At 70.3% G+C, this 14,157-nt stretch carries 12 protein-coding genes and 1 riboswitch; of the genes, 10 read left to right on the top strand and 2 right to left on the bottom strand.

Annotation, left to right across the window (positions count from 1 at the left end; translation table 11 throughout):
- The first annotated feature begins 65 nt into the window (after positions 1 to 65).
- The 5 genes from qcrC (at position 66) to ABT078_RS16750 (ending at position 6,733) form a co-directional block, all read left to right on the top strand.
- Positions 66 to 875 carry a cytochrome bc1 complex diheme cytochrome c subunit gene (gene qcrC, locus ABT078_RS16730; RefSeq protein ID WP_351228265.1) on the top strand — a complete coding sequence of 270 codons (810 nt, stop codon included), beginning with the start codon at positions 66 to 68 and terminating at the stop codon, positions 873 to 875.
- Positions 872 to 1,924 (top strand): cytochrome bc1 complex Rieske iron-sulfur subunit, encoded by a 1,053-nt coding sequence (gene qcrA, locus ABT078_RS16735; protein WP_351228267.1) that lies wholly within the window; start codon positions 872 to 874, stop codon positions 1,922 to 1,924. Before qcrC ends, qcrA begins: the two co-directional genes overlap by 4 nt.
- Positions 1,921 to 3,555, top strand: coding sequence for a cytochrome bc1 complex cytochrome b subunit (gene qcrB, locus ABT078_RS16740; protein ID WP_351228269.1), 1,635 nt, complete (start codon positions 1,921 to 1,923; stop codon positions 3,553 to 3,555). The genes qcrA and qcrB overlap by 4 nt, the downstream gene beginning before the upstream one ends.
- A gap of 156 nt (positions 3,556 to 3,711) precedes the next feature.
- Positions 3,712 to 4,803: an anthranilate phosphoribosyltransferase gene (trpD, locus tag ABT078_RS16745; protein WP_351228271.1), complete on the top strand. Its 1,092-nt coding sequence runs from the start codon at positions 3,712 to 3,714 to the stop codon at positions 4,801 to 4,803.
- 97 nt (positions 4,804 to 4,900) lie between these two features.
- Positions 4,901 to 5,018: riboswitch (SAM riboswitch) on the top strand.
- Positions 5,019 to 5,248: 230 nt separating this feature from the next.
- Positions 5,249 to 6,733 carry an aminotransferase class V-fold PLP-dependent enzyme gene (locus ABT078_RS16750; protein WP_351228273.1) on the top strand — a complete coding sequence of 495 codons (1,485 nt, stop codon included), beginning with the start codon at positions 5,249 to 5,251 and terminating at the stop codon, positions 6,731 to 6,733.
- Positions 6,734 to 7,344: 611 nt separating this feature from the next.
- On the opposite strand, the gene ABT078_RS16755 is transcribed toward ABT078_RS16750, so the two are convergent.
- Positions 7,345 to 7,626, bottom strand: coding sequence for an Lrp/AsnC family transcriptional regulator (locus ABT078_RS16755; protein ID WP_351228275.1), 282 nt, complete (start codon positions 7,624 to 7,626; stop codon positions 7,345 to 7,347).
- Positions 7,623 to 8,327: a rhomboid family intramembrane serine protease gene (locus ABT078_RS16760; protein ID WP_351228277.1), complete on the bottom strand. Its 705-nt coding sequence runs from the start codon at positions 8,325 to 8,327 to the stop codon at positions 7,623 to 7,625. Before ABT078_RS16760 ends, ABT078_RS16755 begins: the two co-directional genes overlap by 4 nt.
- Before the next feature lie 113 nt (positions 8,328 to 8,440).
- Between ABT078_RS16760 and ABT078_RS16765 the strand changes: the two genes are divergently transcribed.
- The 5 genes from ABT078_RS16765 to ABT078_RS16785 all read left to right on the top strand — a co-directional run bounded on the left by ABT078_RS16765 (position 8,441) and on the right by ABT078_RS16785 (position 13,968).
- The gene (locus ABT078_RS16765; RefSeq protein ID WP_351228480.1) at positions 8,441 to 8,683 is read left to right on the top strand and encodes a hypothetical protein; all 243 of its coding nucleotides are present in this window, start codon (positions 8,441 to 8,443) and stop codon (positions 8,681 to 8,683) included.
- A gap of 39 nt (positions 8,684 to 8,722) precedes the next feature.
- Positions 8,723 to 10,084 carry an NYN domain-containing protein gene (locus ABT078_RS16770; protein WP_351228279.1) on the top strand — a complete coding sequence of 454 codons (1,362 nt, stop codon included), beginning with the start codon at positions 8,723 to 8,725 and terminating at the stop codon, positions 10,082 to 10,084.
- A gap of 336 nt (positions 10,085 to 10,420) precedes the next feature.
- Entirely contained in the window at positions 10,421 to 11,449 is a 1,029-nt protein-coding gene (locus tag ABT078_RS16775; RefSeq protein ID WP_351228281.1) for a C40 family peptidase, read from the top strand.
- A 242-nt stretch (positions 11,450 to 11,691) separates the two neighbouring features.
- A complete protein-coding gene (locus tag ABT078_RS16780; RefSeq protein WP_351228283.1) occupies positions 11,692 to 12,738 on the top strand; it encodes a C40 family peptidase in 1,047 nt (348 codons plus the stop codon).
- Between the two features lie 24 nt (positions 12,739 to 12,762).
- Positions 12,763 to 13,968 (top strand): hypothetical protein, encoded by a 1,206-nt coding sequence (locus ABT078_RS16785; RefSeq protein WP_351228285.1) that lies wholly within the window; start codon positions 12,763 to 12,765, stop codon positions 13,966 to 13,968.
- Positions 13,969 to 14,157 lie beyond the last annotated feature (189 nt).

A 14,157-nucleotide genomic window follows, 5' to 3' on the forward strand; every position in this document is an offset into this window, starting at 1 on the left:
CCGGGCTCGCTCCCGCACCCATTCCAGAAGCATCGACGCAGAAGATCCTGACACCGGGGTAATCCGTGAAAAAGCTCTCCGCACGACGACGCCATCCGCTGGCGGCAGTCGTCGTCCTACTCCTCGCGCTGGCGGCCACTGGGGGGCTGTACGCCGTGTTCGCGCCCGCGGACAAGGCGCAGGCCGATGAAACCGCCCAGTCCCTCGCCATCGAGGAGGGCAAGAAGCTCTACACCGTCGGCTGCGCCAGCTGCCACGGAACCGGCGGTCAGGGCACCTCTGACGGCCCGTCCCTGGTAGGCGTCGGTTCCGCCGCCGTGGACTTCCAGGTCGGCACCGGCCGTATGCCCGCGCAGCAGCCGGGCGCCCAGGTGCCGAAGAAGAAGGTCATCTACACGCAGGCAGATATCGACCTGCTCTCGGCGTACATCTCCTCCCTCGGAGCCGGCCCGATCACGCCGACCGCGAAGCAGTACAGCCCGGAAGGGGCCAACATCGCCAACGGCGGTGTGCTGTTCCGCAACAACTGTGCCCAGTGCCACAACTTCACCGGTGAGGGCGGCGCCCTGACCAACGGCAAGTACGCGCCGAACCTCGCGGGCTCGAGCCCGAAGCACATCTACGAGGCCATGCAGACCGGCCCGCAGAACATGCCCTCCTTCCCCGACACCACCATGCCGGAGCAGGAGAAGAGGGACATCATCGCGTACATCCAGACCGTGAACGGTGACGAGACCGCGAACCCCGGTGGTCTGAAGCTGGGTGGACTCGGCCCGGTCACCGAGGGTCTGTTCGCCTGGGTCTTCGGTCTGGGCATCATGGTCGCAGTCGCCACCTGGCTCGCTGCCCGCACCGCTAAGGCGAAGAAGTCATGAGCAGCCAAGACATTCCAGAAGAGTCCCTGCCCGCTGAGCAGGAGCGCGCGCGCACGAAGGTGGCGGTCGCAGAAGATCCGTTCGCCGACCCGGGCATGCCGCCGCACGAGCCGCGCATCCAGGACATCGACGAGCGGGCCGCGAGGCGGTCCGAGAACACGGTCGCCTTCCTGTTCACGCTGTCGATGCTCGCGACGATCGGCTTCATCGCGTCGTTCGTGATCTTCCCGGTCGACAAGATCGTCTACATCTGGCCGCTCGGTCACATCAGCGCACTGAACTTCGCGCTCGGCATGACGCTCGGCATCGCGCTGTTCTGCATCGGCGCGGGCGCGGTCCACTGGGCCCGCACCCTGATGTCCGACGTGGAGGTCTCGGACGAACGGCACCCGATGTCCGCCGAGCCCGAGGTCAGGGCCAAGGTCAGGGCCGACTGGGCGGGCGGTGTCCAGGAGTCCGCCTTCGGCCGGCGCAAGCTGATCCGCAACACGATGTTCGGTGCGCTGGCCCTGGTGCCGCTCTCCGGTGTGGTGCTGCTGCGCGACCTGGGCCCGCTGCCCGAGGACAAGCTGCGCAAGACGCTGTGGGCCAAGGGCAAGCAGCTCATCAACATGAACACGAACGAGCCGCTCCGCCCCGAGGACGTGCCTGTCGGTTCGCTGACCTTCGCCATGCCGGAGGGTCTGAACGAGCACGACCACGGCTTCCAGGTGGAGATCGCCAAGGCCGCCCTGATGATCGTCCGGATCCAGCCGGACGAGATCAAGGACAAGCGCGAGCTCGAGTGGTCGCACGACGGCATCGTGGCGTACTCGAAGATCTGCACCCACGTCGGTTGCCCGATCTCCCTGTACGAGCAGCAGACGCACCACGTGCTCTGCCCGTGCCACCAGTCCACCTTCGACCTCTCCGACGGTGCCCGTGTCATCTTCGGCCCGGCCGGACATCCTCTTCCGCAGTTGCGGATCGGTGTGAATGACGAGGGCTACCTCGAGGCGCTCGGCGACTTCGAAGAGCCCGTCGGCCCTGCCTTCTGGGAGCGCGGATGAGTACTTCAGCAGTGAACGAACCCAAGGGCGGCAAGGCGCCCGCCGGCGAGCGGGTCGCCGACTGGGCTGACAACCGGCTCGGGATCTACACCCTGGCCAAGTCCAATCTGCGCAAGATCTTCCCGGACCACCCGTCCTTCATGCTGGGTGAGATCGCGCTCTACAGCTTCATCATCATCATCCTCACGGGTGTGTACCTGACGCTGTTCTTCCACCCGTCGATGAACGAGGTGGAGTACCACGGCTCGTATGTGCCGATGCAGGGCGTCCTGATGTCGGAGGCGTACGCCTCGACGCTGGAAATCAGCTTCGACGTGCGTGGTGGTCTGCTCATCCGGCAGATCCACCACTGGGCCGCTCTGATCTTCCTCGCGGCGATGTTCGTGCACATGATGCGCGTCTTCTTCACGGGCGCCTTCCGCAAGCCGCGTGAGATCAACTGGCTGTTCGGCTTCCTGCTGTTCGTCCTCGGCATGTTCACCGGTTTCACCGGCTACTCGCTCCCGGACGACCTGCTCTCCGGCACCGGTGTCCGCTTCACGCAGGGCGCGATCCTGTCGATGCCGGTCGTCGGCACGTACATCTCGTTCTTCCTGTTCGGCGGTGAGTTCCCCGGCGGCGACTTCGTCGCCCGGTTCTACTCGATCCACATCCTGCTGCTGCCGGGCATCATGCTCGGCCTGCTGGTGGGCCACCTGATCCTGATCGTCGTCCACAAGCACACGCATTACGCGGGCCCCGGAAAGACCAACAAGAACGTCGTCGGCATGCCGTTCTTCCCGGTCTACACGGCCAAGGCCGGAGGCTTCTTCTTCCTGGTCTTCGGTGTCATCGCGATCATCGCGGCGGTCGCCCAGGTCAACCCGATCTGGGCCATCGGGCCCTACCGCCCGGACCAGGTGTCCACCGGCGCCCAGCCCGACTGGTACATGGGCTTCGCCGAGGGTCTGATCCGCTTCATGCCGGGCTGGGAGATCAACCTCTGGGGTCACACGCTGGTCCTGGGCGTGTTCATCCCGCTGGTGCTCTTCGGTGTGCTGCTGGTGCTCTTCGCGCTCTACCCGTTCTTCGAGTCCTGGCTCACCGGAGACAAGCGCGAGCACCACATCGCGGAACGGCCGCGCAACTCGCCGAGCCGCACCGCGTTCGGCGTGGCCTGGATCACCATGTACATGGTCATGCTGATCGGTGGTGGAAACGACCTCTGGGCGACCCACTTCAACCTGTCGATCAACGCGATCACCTGGTTCGTCCGGATCTTCTTCATCGTCGGACCGGTCGTCGCGTTCATCGTGACGAAGCGGATCTGCCTGGGTCTGCAGCGGCGCGACAAGGACAAGGTGCTGCACGGACGTGAGTCCGGCATCATCAAGCGACTGCCGCACGGTGAGTTCGTCGAGATCCACGAGCCGCTCAGCCCGGGCGACCGTTACACGCTCACGGCCCACGAGCAGTACAAGCCGGCCGAGATCGGTCCGACGGTCGACGAGAACGGCGTCGAGCGCAAGGTCAAGAGCGCCGAGAAGCTCCGGGCGAGGCTCAGCAAGAGCTACTTCGGCGAGGAGAACCAGATCCCCAAGCCGAGCGCCGAGGAGCACCGGGAGATCACCAGCGGCCACGGCCACCACTGATCCCCACCCACTGATCACAGCGATCGCCACGGCTGGGGGTACCTCCCAGCGCCAGCAAGGGGGAGAGCCCCGTCCATTCGTCGGACGGGGCTCTTTGCCGTCCCCCTGGATGGATAGGGTGGTGGCATTCCCGTACGAACGGACCCAGGAGCGACCATGAGCGCTGTGACCCCCGCTGGTGGGGGTACCCCCGGCGGAGCGAGGGGGAGCACTACCGCGGCGGGCCTCTCCTGGCCCTCCGTCCTCGACTCGTTGCTGTACGGGCGCGACCAGAGCGCCGACGCCACCGCGTGGGCCATGGACCGGATCCTGCGGGGCGAGGCGACCGACGCGCAGATCGCCGGGTTCGCCGTCGCGCTGCGGGCCAAGGGCGAGACCGTCGAGGAGATCACCGGGCTCGTACGGACGATGTACGACCACGCGCGGACGATCGAGGTCCCCGGGCCGAGCGTCGACATCGTGGGCACGGGCGGCGACGGCGCCAAGACCGTCAACATCTCGACGATGTCCGCGATCGTCGTCGCCGGCGCCGGCGCGAAGGTCGTCAAGCACGGCAACCGGGCCGCATCCAGCGCGAGCGGCGCGTCGGACGTGCTGGAGAAGCTCGGCGTCAATCTGGAGCTGACGCCGGAGCGGGTCGCGGAGGTCGCCGAGGAAGCGGGGATCACCTTCTGCTTCGCCGTGAAGTTCCATCCGGCGCTGCGGCACGTGGCGGCGGCACGCAAGGAGCTCGGCATCCGTACGACGTTCAACTTCCTGGGGCCGCTGACCAACCCCGCCCGGGTGAGGGCCCAGGCCACGGGTGTCGCCGATGCGCGAATGGCTCCGATCATGGCCGGAGTGCTGGCCGAGCGGGGCTCCAGCGCGCTGGTCTTCCGAGGCGACGACGGCCTCGACGAGCTCACGACGACGGCGACCTCCCGGGTGTGGGTGGTCCGGGACGGCGCGGTGCGCGAGGAGACCTTCGACCCCCGGGACGTGGGCATCGAGATCGTCCCCGTCGAGGCGCTGCGCGGCGCGGACGCCTCCTACAACGCGGATGTCGCACGCCGGCTGCTGGCGGGCGAGAGCGGCCCGGTGCGGGACGCGGTCCTGCTGAACTCGGCGGCCGCGCTCGCCGCCCTGGAGCCGGGTGAGGGCACCCTGGTGGAGCAACTGCGGGCCGGGATGGCGAAGGCCGCGGAGTCCATCGACTCCGGCGCGGCGAAGCGGTCGCTGGACCGGTGGGTGACGGCCAGCAACCGCTGACCCCGGCCCCGCATCCGCGGGATGTGACGCGAGGCGCAGTCCACAGTGCGGACTGCGCCTTGCGCGTTCCCCGGCGTGTGGCAGGATTCCTTTTCAAGGTCATGAGTGACAGCGATTACGGCCCCGGCCCGCTGTCCGGCAACCCTCCGTCCGTGGCGGGGTGCCCCGGGTGAAGACCAGGCCGTGGGCAGCGAGGTCCGCGGCAAGCGCGGACCCCTTGCCATCCCTGGGGTCCTGGTCCTCGAGGGAGCAGTCTCGTGAGCAAGCGAATGCGCTAGGGCCTCTCGGCCCCCTTCTCCACACCTCCGTACGAGCCGAAGTCGCCGTGCGTCGAGGCAACACCCGTATGCGGAGCGGCAGTTCCGCCGCCGTACGGGTTCTCCACAGCCTCCCCCAGAGCTTCGCCTGGGGGTACCCCCAGCCTTACCTGCCGGGAGATACCGCCATGTCCGTGCGCCCCGCCGCCCTCGAGACCGCCGCTGTCGTCACCGCCACCGAGTCCGCGACCGCCGCCGACTCCGCGACCGCCACCGTGACCGCCGCCGACTCCGCCGATCCCTGCTGTGCCGCTCCGCTGCCGGTGCTCGGCCGGGATGTCACCGTCCCGCTCGTCACCGGTGGTGAGGTCACCTACGCCGCCCTCGACTACGCGGCGAGCGCACCCGCCCTGCAGCGCGTGTGGGACGACGTGGCCGCGTACGCCCCGTACTACGGCAGCGTGCACCGCGGCGCCGGGTACCTCTCGCAGCTGTCCACGGACCTGTTCGAGAACAGCCGGGCGACGGTCCACGAGTTCCTCGACTGCCGAGACGGCGACCAGGTCGTGTTCACCCGCTCGACGACCGACTCGCTGAACCTGCTGGCCCGGGCGCTCCCCGCCGACTGCCAGGTCTTCGTCTTCGAGACCGAGCACCACGCCTCCCTGCTGCCGTGGCGGGACGCCCGCGTGACCTGTCTGAACGCGCCGCGCACACCGGCCCAGGCGGTGCGGACCCTGGAGTCGGCTCTCGCCGCCCGTGATCCGTACGGCCCCGCGCTGGTGTGCGTGACCGGTGCGTCGAACGTCACCGGTGAGCTGTGGCCCGTACGCGAACTCGCCGCCGCGGCGCACGCCCACGGCGCCCGCATCGTCCTCGACGCCGCTCAGCTCGCGCCGCACCACCCCGTCTCCGTTCGGGACCTGGACGTCGACTGGGTCGCCTTCTCCGGGCACAAGCTGTATGCGCCCTTCGGCTCCGGCGTGCTCGCCGGGCGGGCGGACTGGCTCCAGGATGCGGAGCCGTACCTCGCCGGCGGCGGCGCGTCGCGCAAGGTCGCGCGCCGCGCGGACGGCGGTGTCGACGTCGACTGGCACACCACCGCCGCCCGCCACGAGGCCGGTTCGCCGAACGTCATCGGCGTCTACGCCGTCGCGTCCGCGTGCAAGGCCCTGACGGAGGCCGGGTTCGAGGAGCTGGTCGCACGCGAGCAGCACCTCGTCGCCACGGTCCGGGCGGGCCTCGCGGAAGTGCCGGAGGTCAGGGTCCTGTCGCTGTTCGGCGACGACTCCCCGCGCGTCGGCGTCATCTCGTTCGTGGTGGAGGGCTGGGACAGCTCGCACTTCGCCGCCGCCCTGTCCGCCGAGTACGGCATCGGCGTCCGTGACGGACTGTTCTGCGCCCACCCGCTGGTCCGCACCCTGCTGGGCAGCGACCCGCAGGAGGTGGGCGAGTGCGGTGCGCCGGAGGCCGAGCCGGGCGAGCGAGGCGAGGTGGGGGTCCCCCCGGCCGAAGGCCGGCGGAGGTCCCTCAACGCGATCCGGGTCAGCTTCGGGGCCGGTACGCCGGACGAGCACGTCGAGCGGTTCGTCCGCGCCGTCAAGGAGCTCGTGCGCGACGGTGCGAAGTGGAACTACCGCAACGAGGAGGGCCGCTGCGTGCCCGCCGTCTGAGCGGGCGGGGTCCGTCGGTTCCCCCCGGCAGGATCATCCTTGTGGCGCGTTCGGCCGCGTCGGCGCCGGGACGCATCACCAGCGCGACACCGGAGATGACGAGCTGGGTGGGGAACGCCTCGTCCGTCACGGCCTGTTCGTCGTCCGCGTGGAAGGCGACGACGAACGAGGCACCCGACGGCCGGATGGGGACCTCGGCCGGGATGTCCCGCGACTGCCGGATCACATGGGGGGCATGGCGCGGGGATCGGTGACCGGGCCACCGGTGGCCCGGTCGGCCCCGCTGTCGCGCGGAGTGGGAGTGAGTGTGGGTGTGGGCGCGGCCGCCGCCGGAGGCGTGGTGTGCGGCTCGGCGCCGGAGGGTTGGGAGTGCTTCCCCCGGGCGCGGTGCCCGGCTTCAACCCCGGCGGCGGGGCGGGTGCCTCCGGCATGCCGGCCGGCACACAGCTGGTCGTCGCGATCCCGAGGGGAATCGCGACGACCGCGGCGAACATGACGAGTCGGTGTGCGAAGTCCATGCGTCCGTCCTCGGGGCGCTGCCCCGGCCCCGGATGAGCCGAGGATGAAGCAAGGCCTCTTCAGGCGCGGGGACTTCGCACGGCCGGAAAAGGCTAGGCGTCCAGCCCGATCGCGAACGCCGCCTCCAGGTCGTGCTGCGAATATGTACGGAACGCGACGTGCGTGTCCGTCGCCTCGACGCCCGGGATCTTGCTGATGCGGCCCGGGATGATGTCCGCCAGGTCCTCGTGCCGGGTGACGCGCACCATCGCGATCAGGTCGTACGTACCGGTGACGGAGTAGACCTCGCTGACGTTCTCCACCGACTTGATCGACTCGGCGATCTCGGGGATGCGGTCCACGCTGGTCTTGATGAGCACGATCGCGGTGATCACGGCTGGCTGTCTCCCTCGGTGGCCGTGGCTTGGGCTTTCACTCTAGCGGCCTGCCGGAAACGCCCCCACGCGTAGAGAAAGCCGATCCCGAAGCCCACCAGATGCGCCAGATACGCCACCCTCGGCCCCGACGACGTGCTCTGCGCCTCCGCCAGCCACTGCAGGGCGAACCAGAAGATCAGCACCATCCATGCGGGGAACCGCAGCGGCAGGAAGAACAGAAAGGGGTAGAGGCTTGTCACCCGGGCTCTCGGGAAGAGGCACAGGAACGCGCCCAGTACCCCCGAGATCGCCCCGGACGCCCCCACCAGCGTCTGCGTGGACTCGGCGTTCGCCGCTGCGTACGCGAGGAGGGCCAGATATCCGCAACCGACGTAGAAGAGCGCGAACTGCACATGCCCCATCCGCTCCTCGGCCATCGCGCCGAAGACATAGAGGAACAGCATGTTGCCCAGCAGATGCAGCCAGCTGCCGTGCAGGAACAGCGCGGTCAGCGGGGTGAGCAGGGTCCGTGGGGAGCTGTGCATCAACTCGCTGGGGATGACACCCCAGCGTTCGAAGTAGGACATCGTCGACGCGAGCAGCGTGTCCCCGGTCCCGTATGCCGGGTTGAACCCGGAAGCCGGACCGATGAGGAACAGAAGGCTGCACAGGCCGATCACGCCGTAGGTCACCACGGGTCCCGTCCGCCAGTCGATCATGCCCAGAGCATGGCGTACCGGGACCGACGGGACGGACCGCCTCGCCGTGTCCCGGCCCGCCCCGGAGGTCGTAGGGTTACGGGCAGTAGGCACGACGAGACGAGGGCGGCATGATGACGACGGTTCCCACACCGACGGCCACCACGCGGTGGCGGTGCACGCTCTGTGGCAATCTCACCCGCTTCGATGTGACCCGCTCGTCCAAGGTCGTCGAGTACGTCCATCTGGACCTGGCCGGAGAACCCACGGTGGAGGAGCGCGAGGTGGTCAGTGAGACCATCGAGTCGGTCCGCTGCCGCTGGTGCAACGCGGTGGATCAGATCGAACTGGTGGACAGGCCGGGTACCGGTTCCTGACGGGAGCCGTCGCGGCGGAGACAGTAGGGGTGACGAATTGTGGAGCAGCCTGACAGCGGCGCAGGACCGGCCGGTGCGGCCGGTGGCGCCGCCGAGGCGCTCGACCGCCCGCTGCCCGAAGGCGTACGGCACCGGGTCGTCGCCCTGGTGTCCGACGCGTTCGGTGGGCTGACCGTCAGCGATCTTCCCACCCAGCTGCGGCAGTACGCCCGCTTCACCCCGTCGCGTCGTGCAAAGTTCGCGGGCAACGCCATGGCCGCCGCCCTCGAGACCGATCCGGTGTTCCGGCAGCGCATCGGCGAGCGACTGCGCGAGTCTCAGCCGGAGCTGGCCGGGGCACTGGAGTCCGGCGCGCCGCCCGCGGCCGCCGACCCCGTCGACGTGGCAGCGGCCGCCTATGTGCTGCGCCCTGGCGGCTGGGTGAAGCTCGTGGCCGCGGCGGGCGAGGAGGCCCAGCGCGCGGACGCCGAGCGCGTCGACGAGGAGACCCGGCGCGAACTGGAGCGGCTCCGCGAAGAGGTCGACCGGCTCAGGGTGCAGACCAGGTCCGAGACCGAGCGGCTGCGCACCGAGCTGGAGGCCGCCCGAAAGGAAGCCGAATCGCTTCAGCGCAAGCTGCGCAGCGCCCAGAGCGATGTGAAGCGCGGCGAGGCGGCCCTGCGCCGCTCCGCCGCCGAGCACGAGACGTCGAGGGCCGAGGTGCAGGCCCAGTTGTCCGCGGCCGAGAGCGAGACCCGGCGGCTGAAGGCACGGCTCGGCGAGGTGGAGTCGGCGCTCGAGGTGAGCCGCAGGACCGCCCGCGAGGGCCGCTCGATCGAGGACATGCGGGTCCGGCTGCTGCTCGACACCGTGCTCGACGCGGCCCAGGGGCTGCGCCGCGAACTGGCCCTGCCGCCCGCACTGCTGCACCCCGCCGACACCGTCGAGGCGGTCGAACCGGGCCGGATGACCCCCAAGGACATCGCGGCGCGGGCGCTCTCCGAGACCGACCCGGCGCTGCTCGACCAGCTGCTCGCCCTGCCCCAGGCGCATCTCGTCGTGGACGGCTACAACGTCACCAAGACCGGCTATCCGACGATGCCGCTGGAGAAGCAGCGGCTGCGGCTGCTCGGCGGACTGGCGATGCTCGCCGCGCAGACGGGCGCCGAGATCACCTGTGTCTTCGACGGAGCGGAGCTGGCCGCACCCGTGCTGCTCGCGCCGCCGCGTGGGGTGCGGGTTCTGTTCTCCAAGCCGGGGGTGACCGCGGACGAGCTCATCCGTCAGCTCGTGCGGGCCGAGCCGCCCGGCCGGCCCGTCGTCGTGGTCTCCACCGACCGCGAAGTCGCCGACGGCGTGGCGAAGGCGGGCGCCAGGCCGGTCGCCTCCGCCATGCTGCTGAAGAGGCTTTCGCGCGTTTAGTGCGCTCATGTGATGAGTAGCCCGTCTCATAACTACTGGGCTTAATGCCCGATTTCACGGAACGTACGGTCAAGTGGCGGCTACTACGCGTGTGATGAGCGTAAAGAATGTGCTTCGCGTGACAGTTTTTTCTCATGAGGATTTGAACTGATCACAAGAAGGTCACTAGGGTCAGGCTTCGAACCTTCGCGCGGTTGATCGTCCATCCGGGATGACAGCGAAGGAACCGCCGAATTCGCCCAGTTCAGCCCATATCGGGGGAGCTGAGAGGTGCGGAGCCGGGGCATCGCCCCCCACTGCCCGGTAGGCGGCTCGAGGAAGAAGGAGCTCGCCTTCGTGGCGTCCCACCGTCGTCCCAAGCAGCCGAGCCGCACCCGTGTGACCGTGCTCACCGCGACCGCAGCCGCGGCCGTCGCCCTGTCCGCCCAGGGAGCCCAGGCCGCCCCCGCCAAGCCCAGCAAGGATGAGGTCAAGGCGAAGGTCGACGCCCTCTACCACGAGGCGGAGAAGGCCACCGAGGAGTACAACGGGGCCAAGGAGCAGCAGACCGAGCTGCAGAAGCAGGTCGGCGCGATCCAGGACAAGGTCGCCCGCGGCCAGGACGAGGTCAACACCCTGCGCGACAGCCTGGGTTCGGTGGCCAGCGCCCAGTACCGCTCCGGCGGTATAGACCCGGCCCTCCAGCTTTTCCTCTCCTCCGACCCGGACACCTACCTCGACAAGGCGTCCGCGATCGATCAGCTCGGCGCCAAGCAGACCGACGCGCTGCAGGACATCCAGGCCAAGCAGCGCACGCTCGCCCAGCAGCGCGCGGAGGCGGCGAAGAAGCTCGCCGACCTCGAGGACGTGCGCAAGACGCTCGGCGAGAAGAAGAAGGCCTTCCAGGGCAAGCTCGCCGAGGCCCAGAAGCTCCTCAACACCCTGACCGCCGCAGAGCGCGCGAAGATGCAGGAGGAGGAGCTCCGCGCCAGCCGTGCCGCCGGTGACCGCGTGAACCTCGGCAACGAGGTGCCGGCCTCCCAGCGTGGCGGCGCGGCCCTCAACGCCGCCGCGACGCAGATCGGCAAGCCGTACGTCTCCGGCGCCGAAGGCCCCAACTCGTACGACTGCTCCGGCCTGACGCAGTGGGCCTACCGCCAGGCGGGCGTGGGCATCTCACGCACCACCTACACCCAGCAGAACGACGGCGTGAAGATCGGCCGCAGCCAGCTCAAGCCGGGCGACCTGGTCTTCTTCAACGGCCTGTCCCACGTGGGTCTGTACGCGGGCAACAACCAGGTCCTGCACGCGCCGAAGCCGGGTGCGTCGGTCCGTTACGAGTCGATGGACTGGATGGGCACGTTCCAGTTCGGCGTCCGGATCTGACCCTGCGTCCGGACGGTCCGGACCGGATCCGGACCGCGTCCGGGATGCGCATCTGGCGCCCAATCGGGCGAATTGCCGCACCATCCGCTGACGGTACGCCCCGCCGGTGACCTTGAGGTCTCCTGCGGGGCGTCACTGTTCGTGCCCCGTACGGCTTTTGGCCGCTCCGTAGTCACACGGCTACTCTCTGCCGCGCAATGGCCGACTGGCCGTTGTGTCCAGCGGAAGGGAGTACGGCTCCTGTGGCGTCCCATCGCCGACCCACCCCGTCATCCGGGATCCCCGGTTTCCAGCGAGGTGCCCGGGTCACCCTCCTGTCGGCCGCGGCGGCCTCCACGGCGGCCGCGCTCGGCGCGGCACCGGCCGGGGCCGAACCGCGTGACACCCCCGGCGCTGCACGGGCCGAGGTCGACCGGCTGTACGAAGAGGCCGAGAAGGCAACGGAGCAGTACAACAAGGCCGACGAGCGGGCGGACCGGCTGCGCGAGGAGGTGGCCGCGGCTCGGGACAGCGCGGCACGCGGGCAGGAGGTCATCAACCGGAAGCGGGGAGCGCTCGGTTCGGTGGCAGGGGCCCAGTACCGCTCCGGTGGCATGGACCCCGCCCTGGTGCTGCTCCTGTCCGAGGATCCGGACACGTATCTCGAGAAGGCCGAGCTCCTCGACCGGCTCAGCGAACGCCAGACGAACGCCCTGCGCGACCTCCGGCGCGCCCAGCGCGCCATGGCCCAGCAGCGCGCGGAGGCCACCCGCAAGCTCGCCGACCTGGAGAGCACCCGCTTCGCCGTCGTCCGGCACAAACGGACCGTCGAGGGGAAGCTGGCCGCGGCGCAGCGCCTGCTGAACACGCTTCCCGCCGACGAGCGCGAGGCCTACACCCGCGCTTCCCGCTCCGGCCGCGACGGCGCACTGCCCGACCTGTCGGGCGGCCTCGGCCCCTCGTCGCCACGGGCCGCAGCCGCGGTCATGGCCGCGCGGAGCGTGGTCGGCAAGCCCTACATCTGGGGTGCCAACGGCCCGGGCGCCTTCGACTGCTCCGGGCTCACCCAGTGGGCGTACGCGCAGGCGGGCGTCGGGCTGCCGCGCACCTCCCAGGCACAGCGGTACGCCGGCAGGCAGGTCCCCCTGTCCGAGGCCAGGCCTGGCGACCTCGTGACGTACCGCTCCGACGCCAGCCACGTCGGGATGTACGTCGGCAACGGGCAGGTCGTGCACGCGCCCTACCCCGGGGCCTCGGTCCGCTACGACCCCGTGGGGATGATGCCGATCGCCGCGGTGACCCGTCCCTGACGATGTGACCGTACGATCGGCAGGGTGGCTGGTCAGGGAAGAGTCCGGAAGGCGGCCTGCGGTTTCGTGGCCGCGGGACTGCTCGCCCTGTCCGGCTGCACCGTCGGGCAGGCCCCGCCGGACACCACGCGCCAGGAGATCCAGCGCACGCTCGACGCCCGCGCGGCGGCGGTGCTGGATCACGACGCGGGGGCCTTCGGGACATCCGGGGCGGGCGGGGCGGCCGGGCGCGAGGAGTTCGAGAATCTCGCGGACGTGCCGCTGCGGTCGTGGGAGTACCGGCTGACCGAGGTGCGCCGCACCGGTGACCGGGCCACCGCCGACGCCCAGCTCAGGTACCGCATCGACGGCTACGACACCGCGCCCGTGACCACCGCCCGCACCCTGGAGCTGGCCGAGCGCGACGGCCGCTGGTACGTCACCGCCGACCGCCCCGGCCGTGACGGCGCCCAACAGCTGTGGCAGCAGGGCGACGTCGACGTCGTACGCGGCGAACACAGCCTGGTCCTCGGCGTCGGCCAGGACCGCGCCCGGCTGCGGCAGATCGCCTCGGACGCCGACCGTGCCGTGCCCGCGGTCTCGGCCGCCTGGCCGGGGCGGTGGGCGGGCCGGGTGGTCGTCCTCGTCCCGGACTCGCTGGACGCGATGGGCAGGCTGCTCGGCGCACCCGCCGCGGGATACCGGGGGATCGCGGCGGTCACCACGGGCGAGACCGGGGGCAGTGGGGCGGCTCCGGCGGACCGCGTGATCGTGAACCCCGAAGCGTACGGAGCACTGGGCGGGTTCGGCCGCCGGTTCGTGCTCACCCATGAGACGACCCACGTCGCCACCCGCGCGCACACCTCACCGGCCACCCCGATGTGGCTGTCCGAGGGCTTCGCCGACTGGGTCGCCCACCGCGGCACCGGCCGCACCGCCGGCCAGACCGCCCCCGAACTCCAGCGCGCCGTCCGCGCGGGCGACGTGCCCAGAGGCCTCCCGGCCGACGAGGACTTCCGCTTCGGCACGCAGGCGGATGCGCTCGCCCGCGCCTACGAGGGCGGCTGGCTGGCCTGCGAACTGATCGCCGAGCGGTGGGGTGCGGACGCCCTGACGGACTTCTACCGCGCGGTGGGCGCGCAGCCGCGCGACGAGGTCGCCGTGGACCAGGCCCTGCGGAAGGTCCTGGGCACGAACTTGGAGGCGTTCACGCAGGCGTGGGGCGACTACGTGCGAGCGCGCCTGCGGTGAGCCCCGGGGCGCGGCCCCGGATCCGGGTCCGGGGGCTCCGCACCGGGGCCTGAGGATGTGACCGGAGCCGGTGGGGGCAGCGGCGTTCGTGTGGGCCCGGGTGTCCGTCCTCGAGCGTGGGACGGGCGGCAAGCGGGTCGGTACCGCTGGGTGGGCTGCTTGGGAGGCTCGCCGGCGAGTGGGGCCGGG

The sequence above is a fragment of the Streptomyces sp. NPDC002133 genome (genome assembly GCF_040296405.1).
In the GTDB taxonomy this organism is placed as follows: domain Bacteria; phylum Actinomycetota; class Actinomycetes; order Streptomycetales; family Streptomycetaceae; genus Streptomyces.

Excerpts from the sequence above, each read along its gene's own strand:
- ABT078_RS16760 (WP_351228277.1), bottom strand. The coding sequence starts at position 8,327 with ATGATCGACTGGCGGACGGGACCCGTGGTGACCTACGGCGTGATCGGC.
- trpD (WP_351228271.1), top strand. The coding sequence starts at position 3,712 with ATGAGCGCTGTGACCCCCGCTGGTGGGGGTACCCCCGGCGGAGCGAGG.
- ABT078_RS16750 (WP_351228273.1), top strand. The coding sequence starts at position 5,249 with ATGTCCGTGCGCCCCGCCGCCCTCGAGACCGCCGCTGTCGTCACCGCC.
- ABT078_RS16765 (WP_351228480.1), top strand. The coding sequence starts at position 8,441 with ATGACGACGGTTCCCACACCGACGGCCACCACGCGGTGGCGGTGCACG.
- qcrB (WP_351228269.1), top strand. The coding sequence starts at position 1,921 with ATGAGTACTTCAGCAGTGAACGAACCCAAGGGCGGCAAGGCGCCCGCC.
- qcrA (WP_351228267.1), top strand. The coding sequence starts at position 872 with ATGAGCAGCCAAGACATTCCAGAAGAGTCCCTGCCCGCTGAGCAGGAG.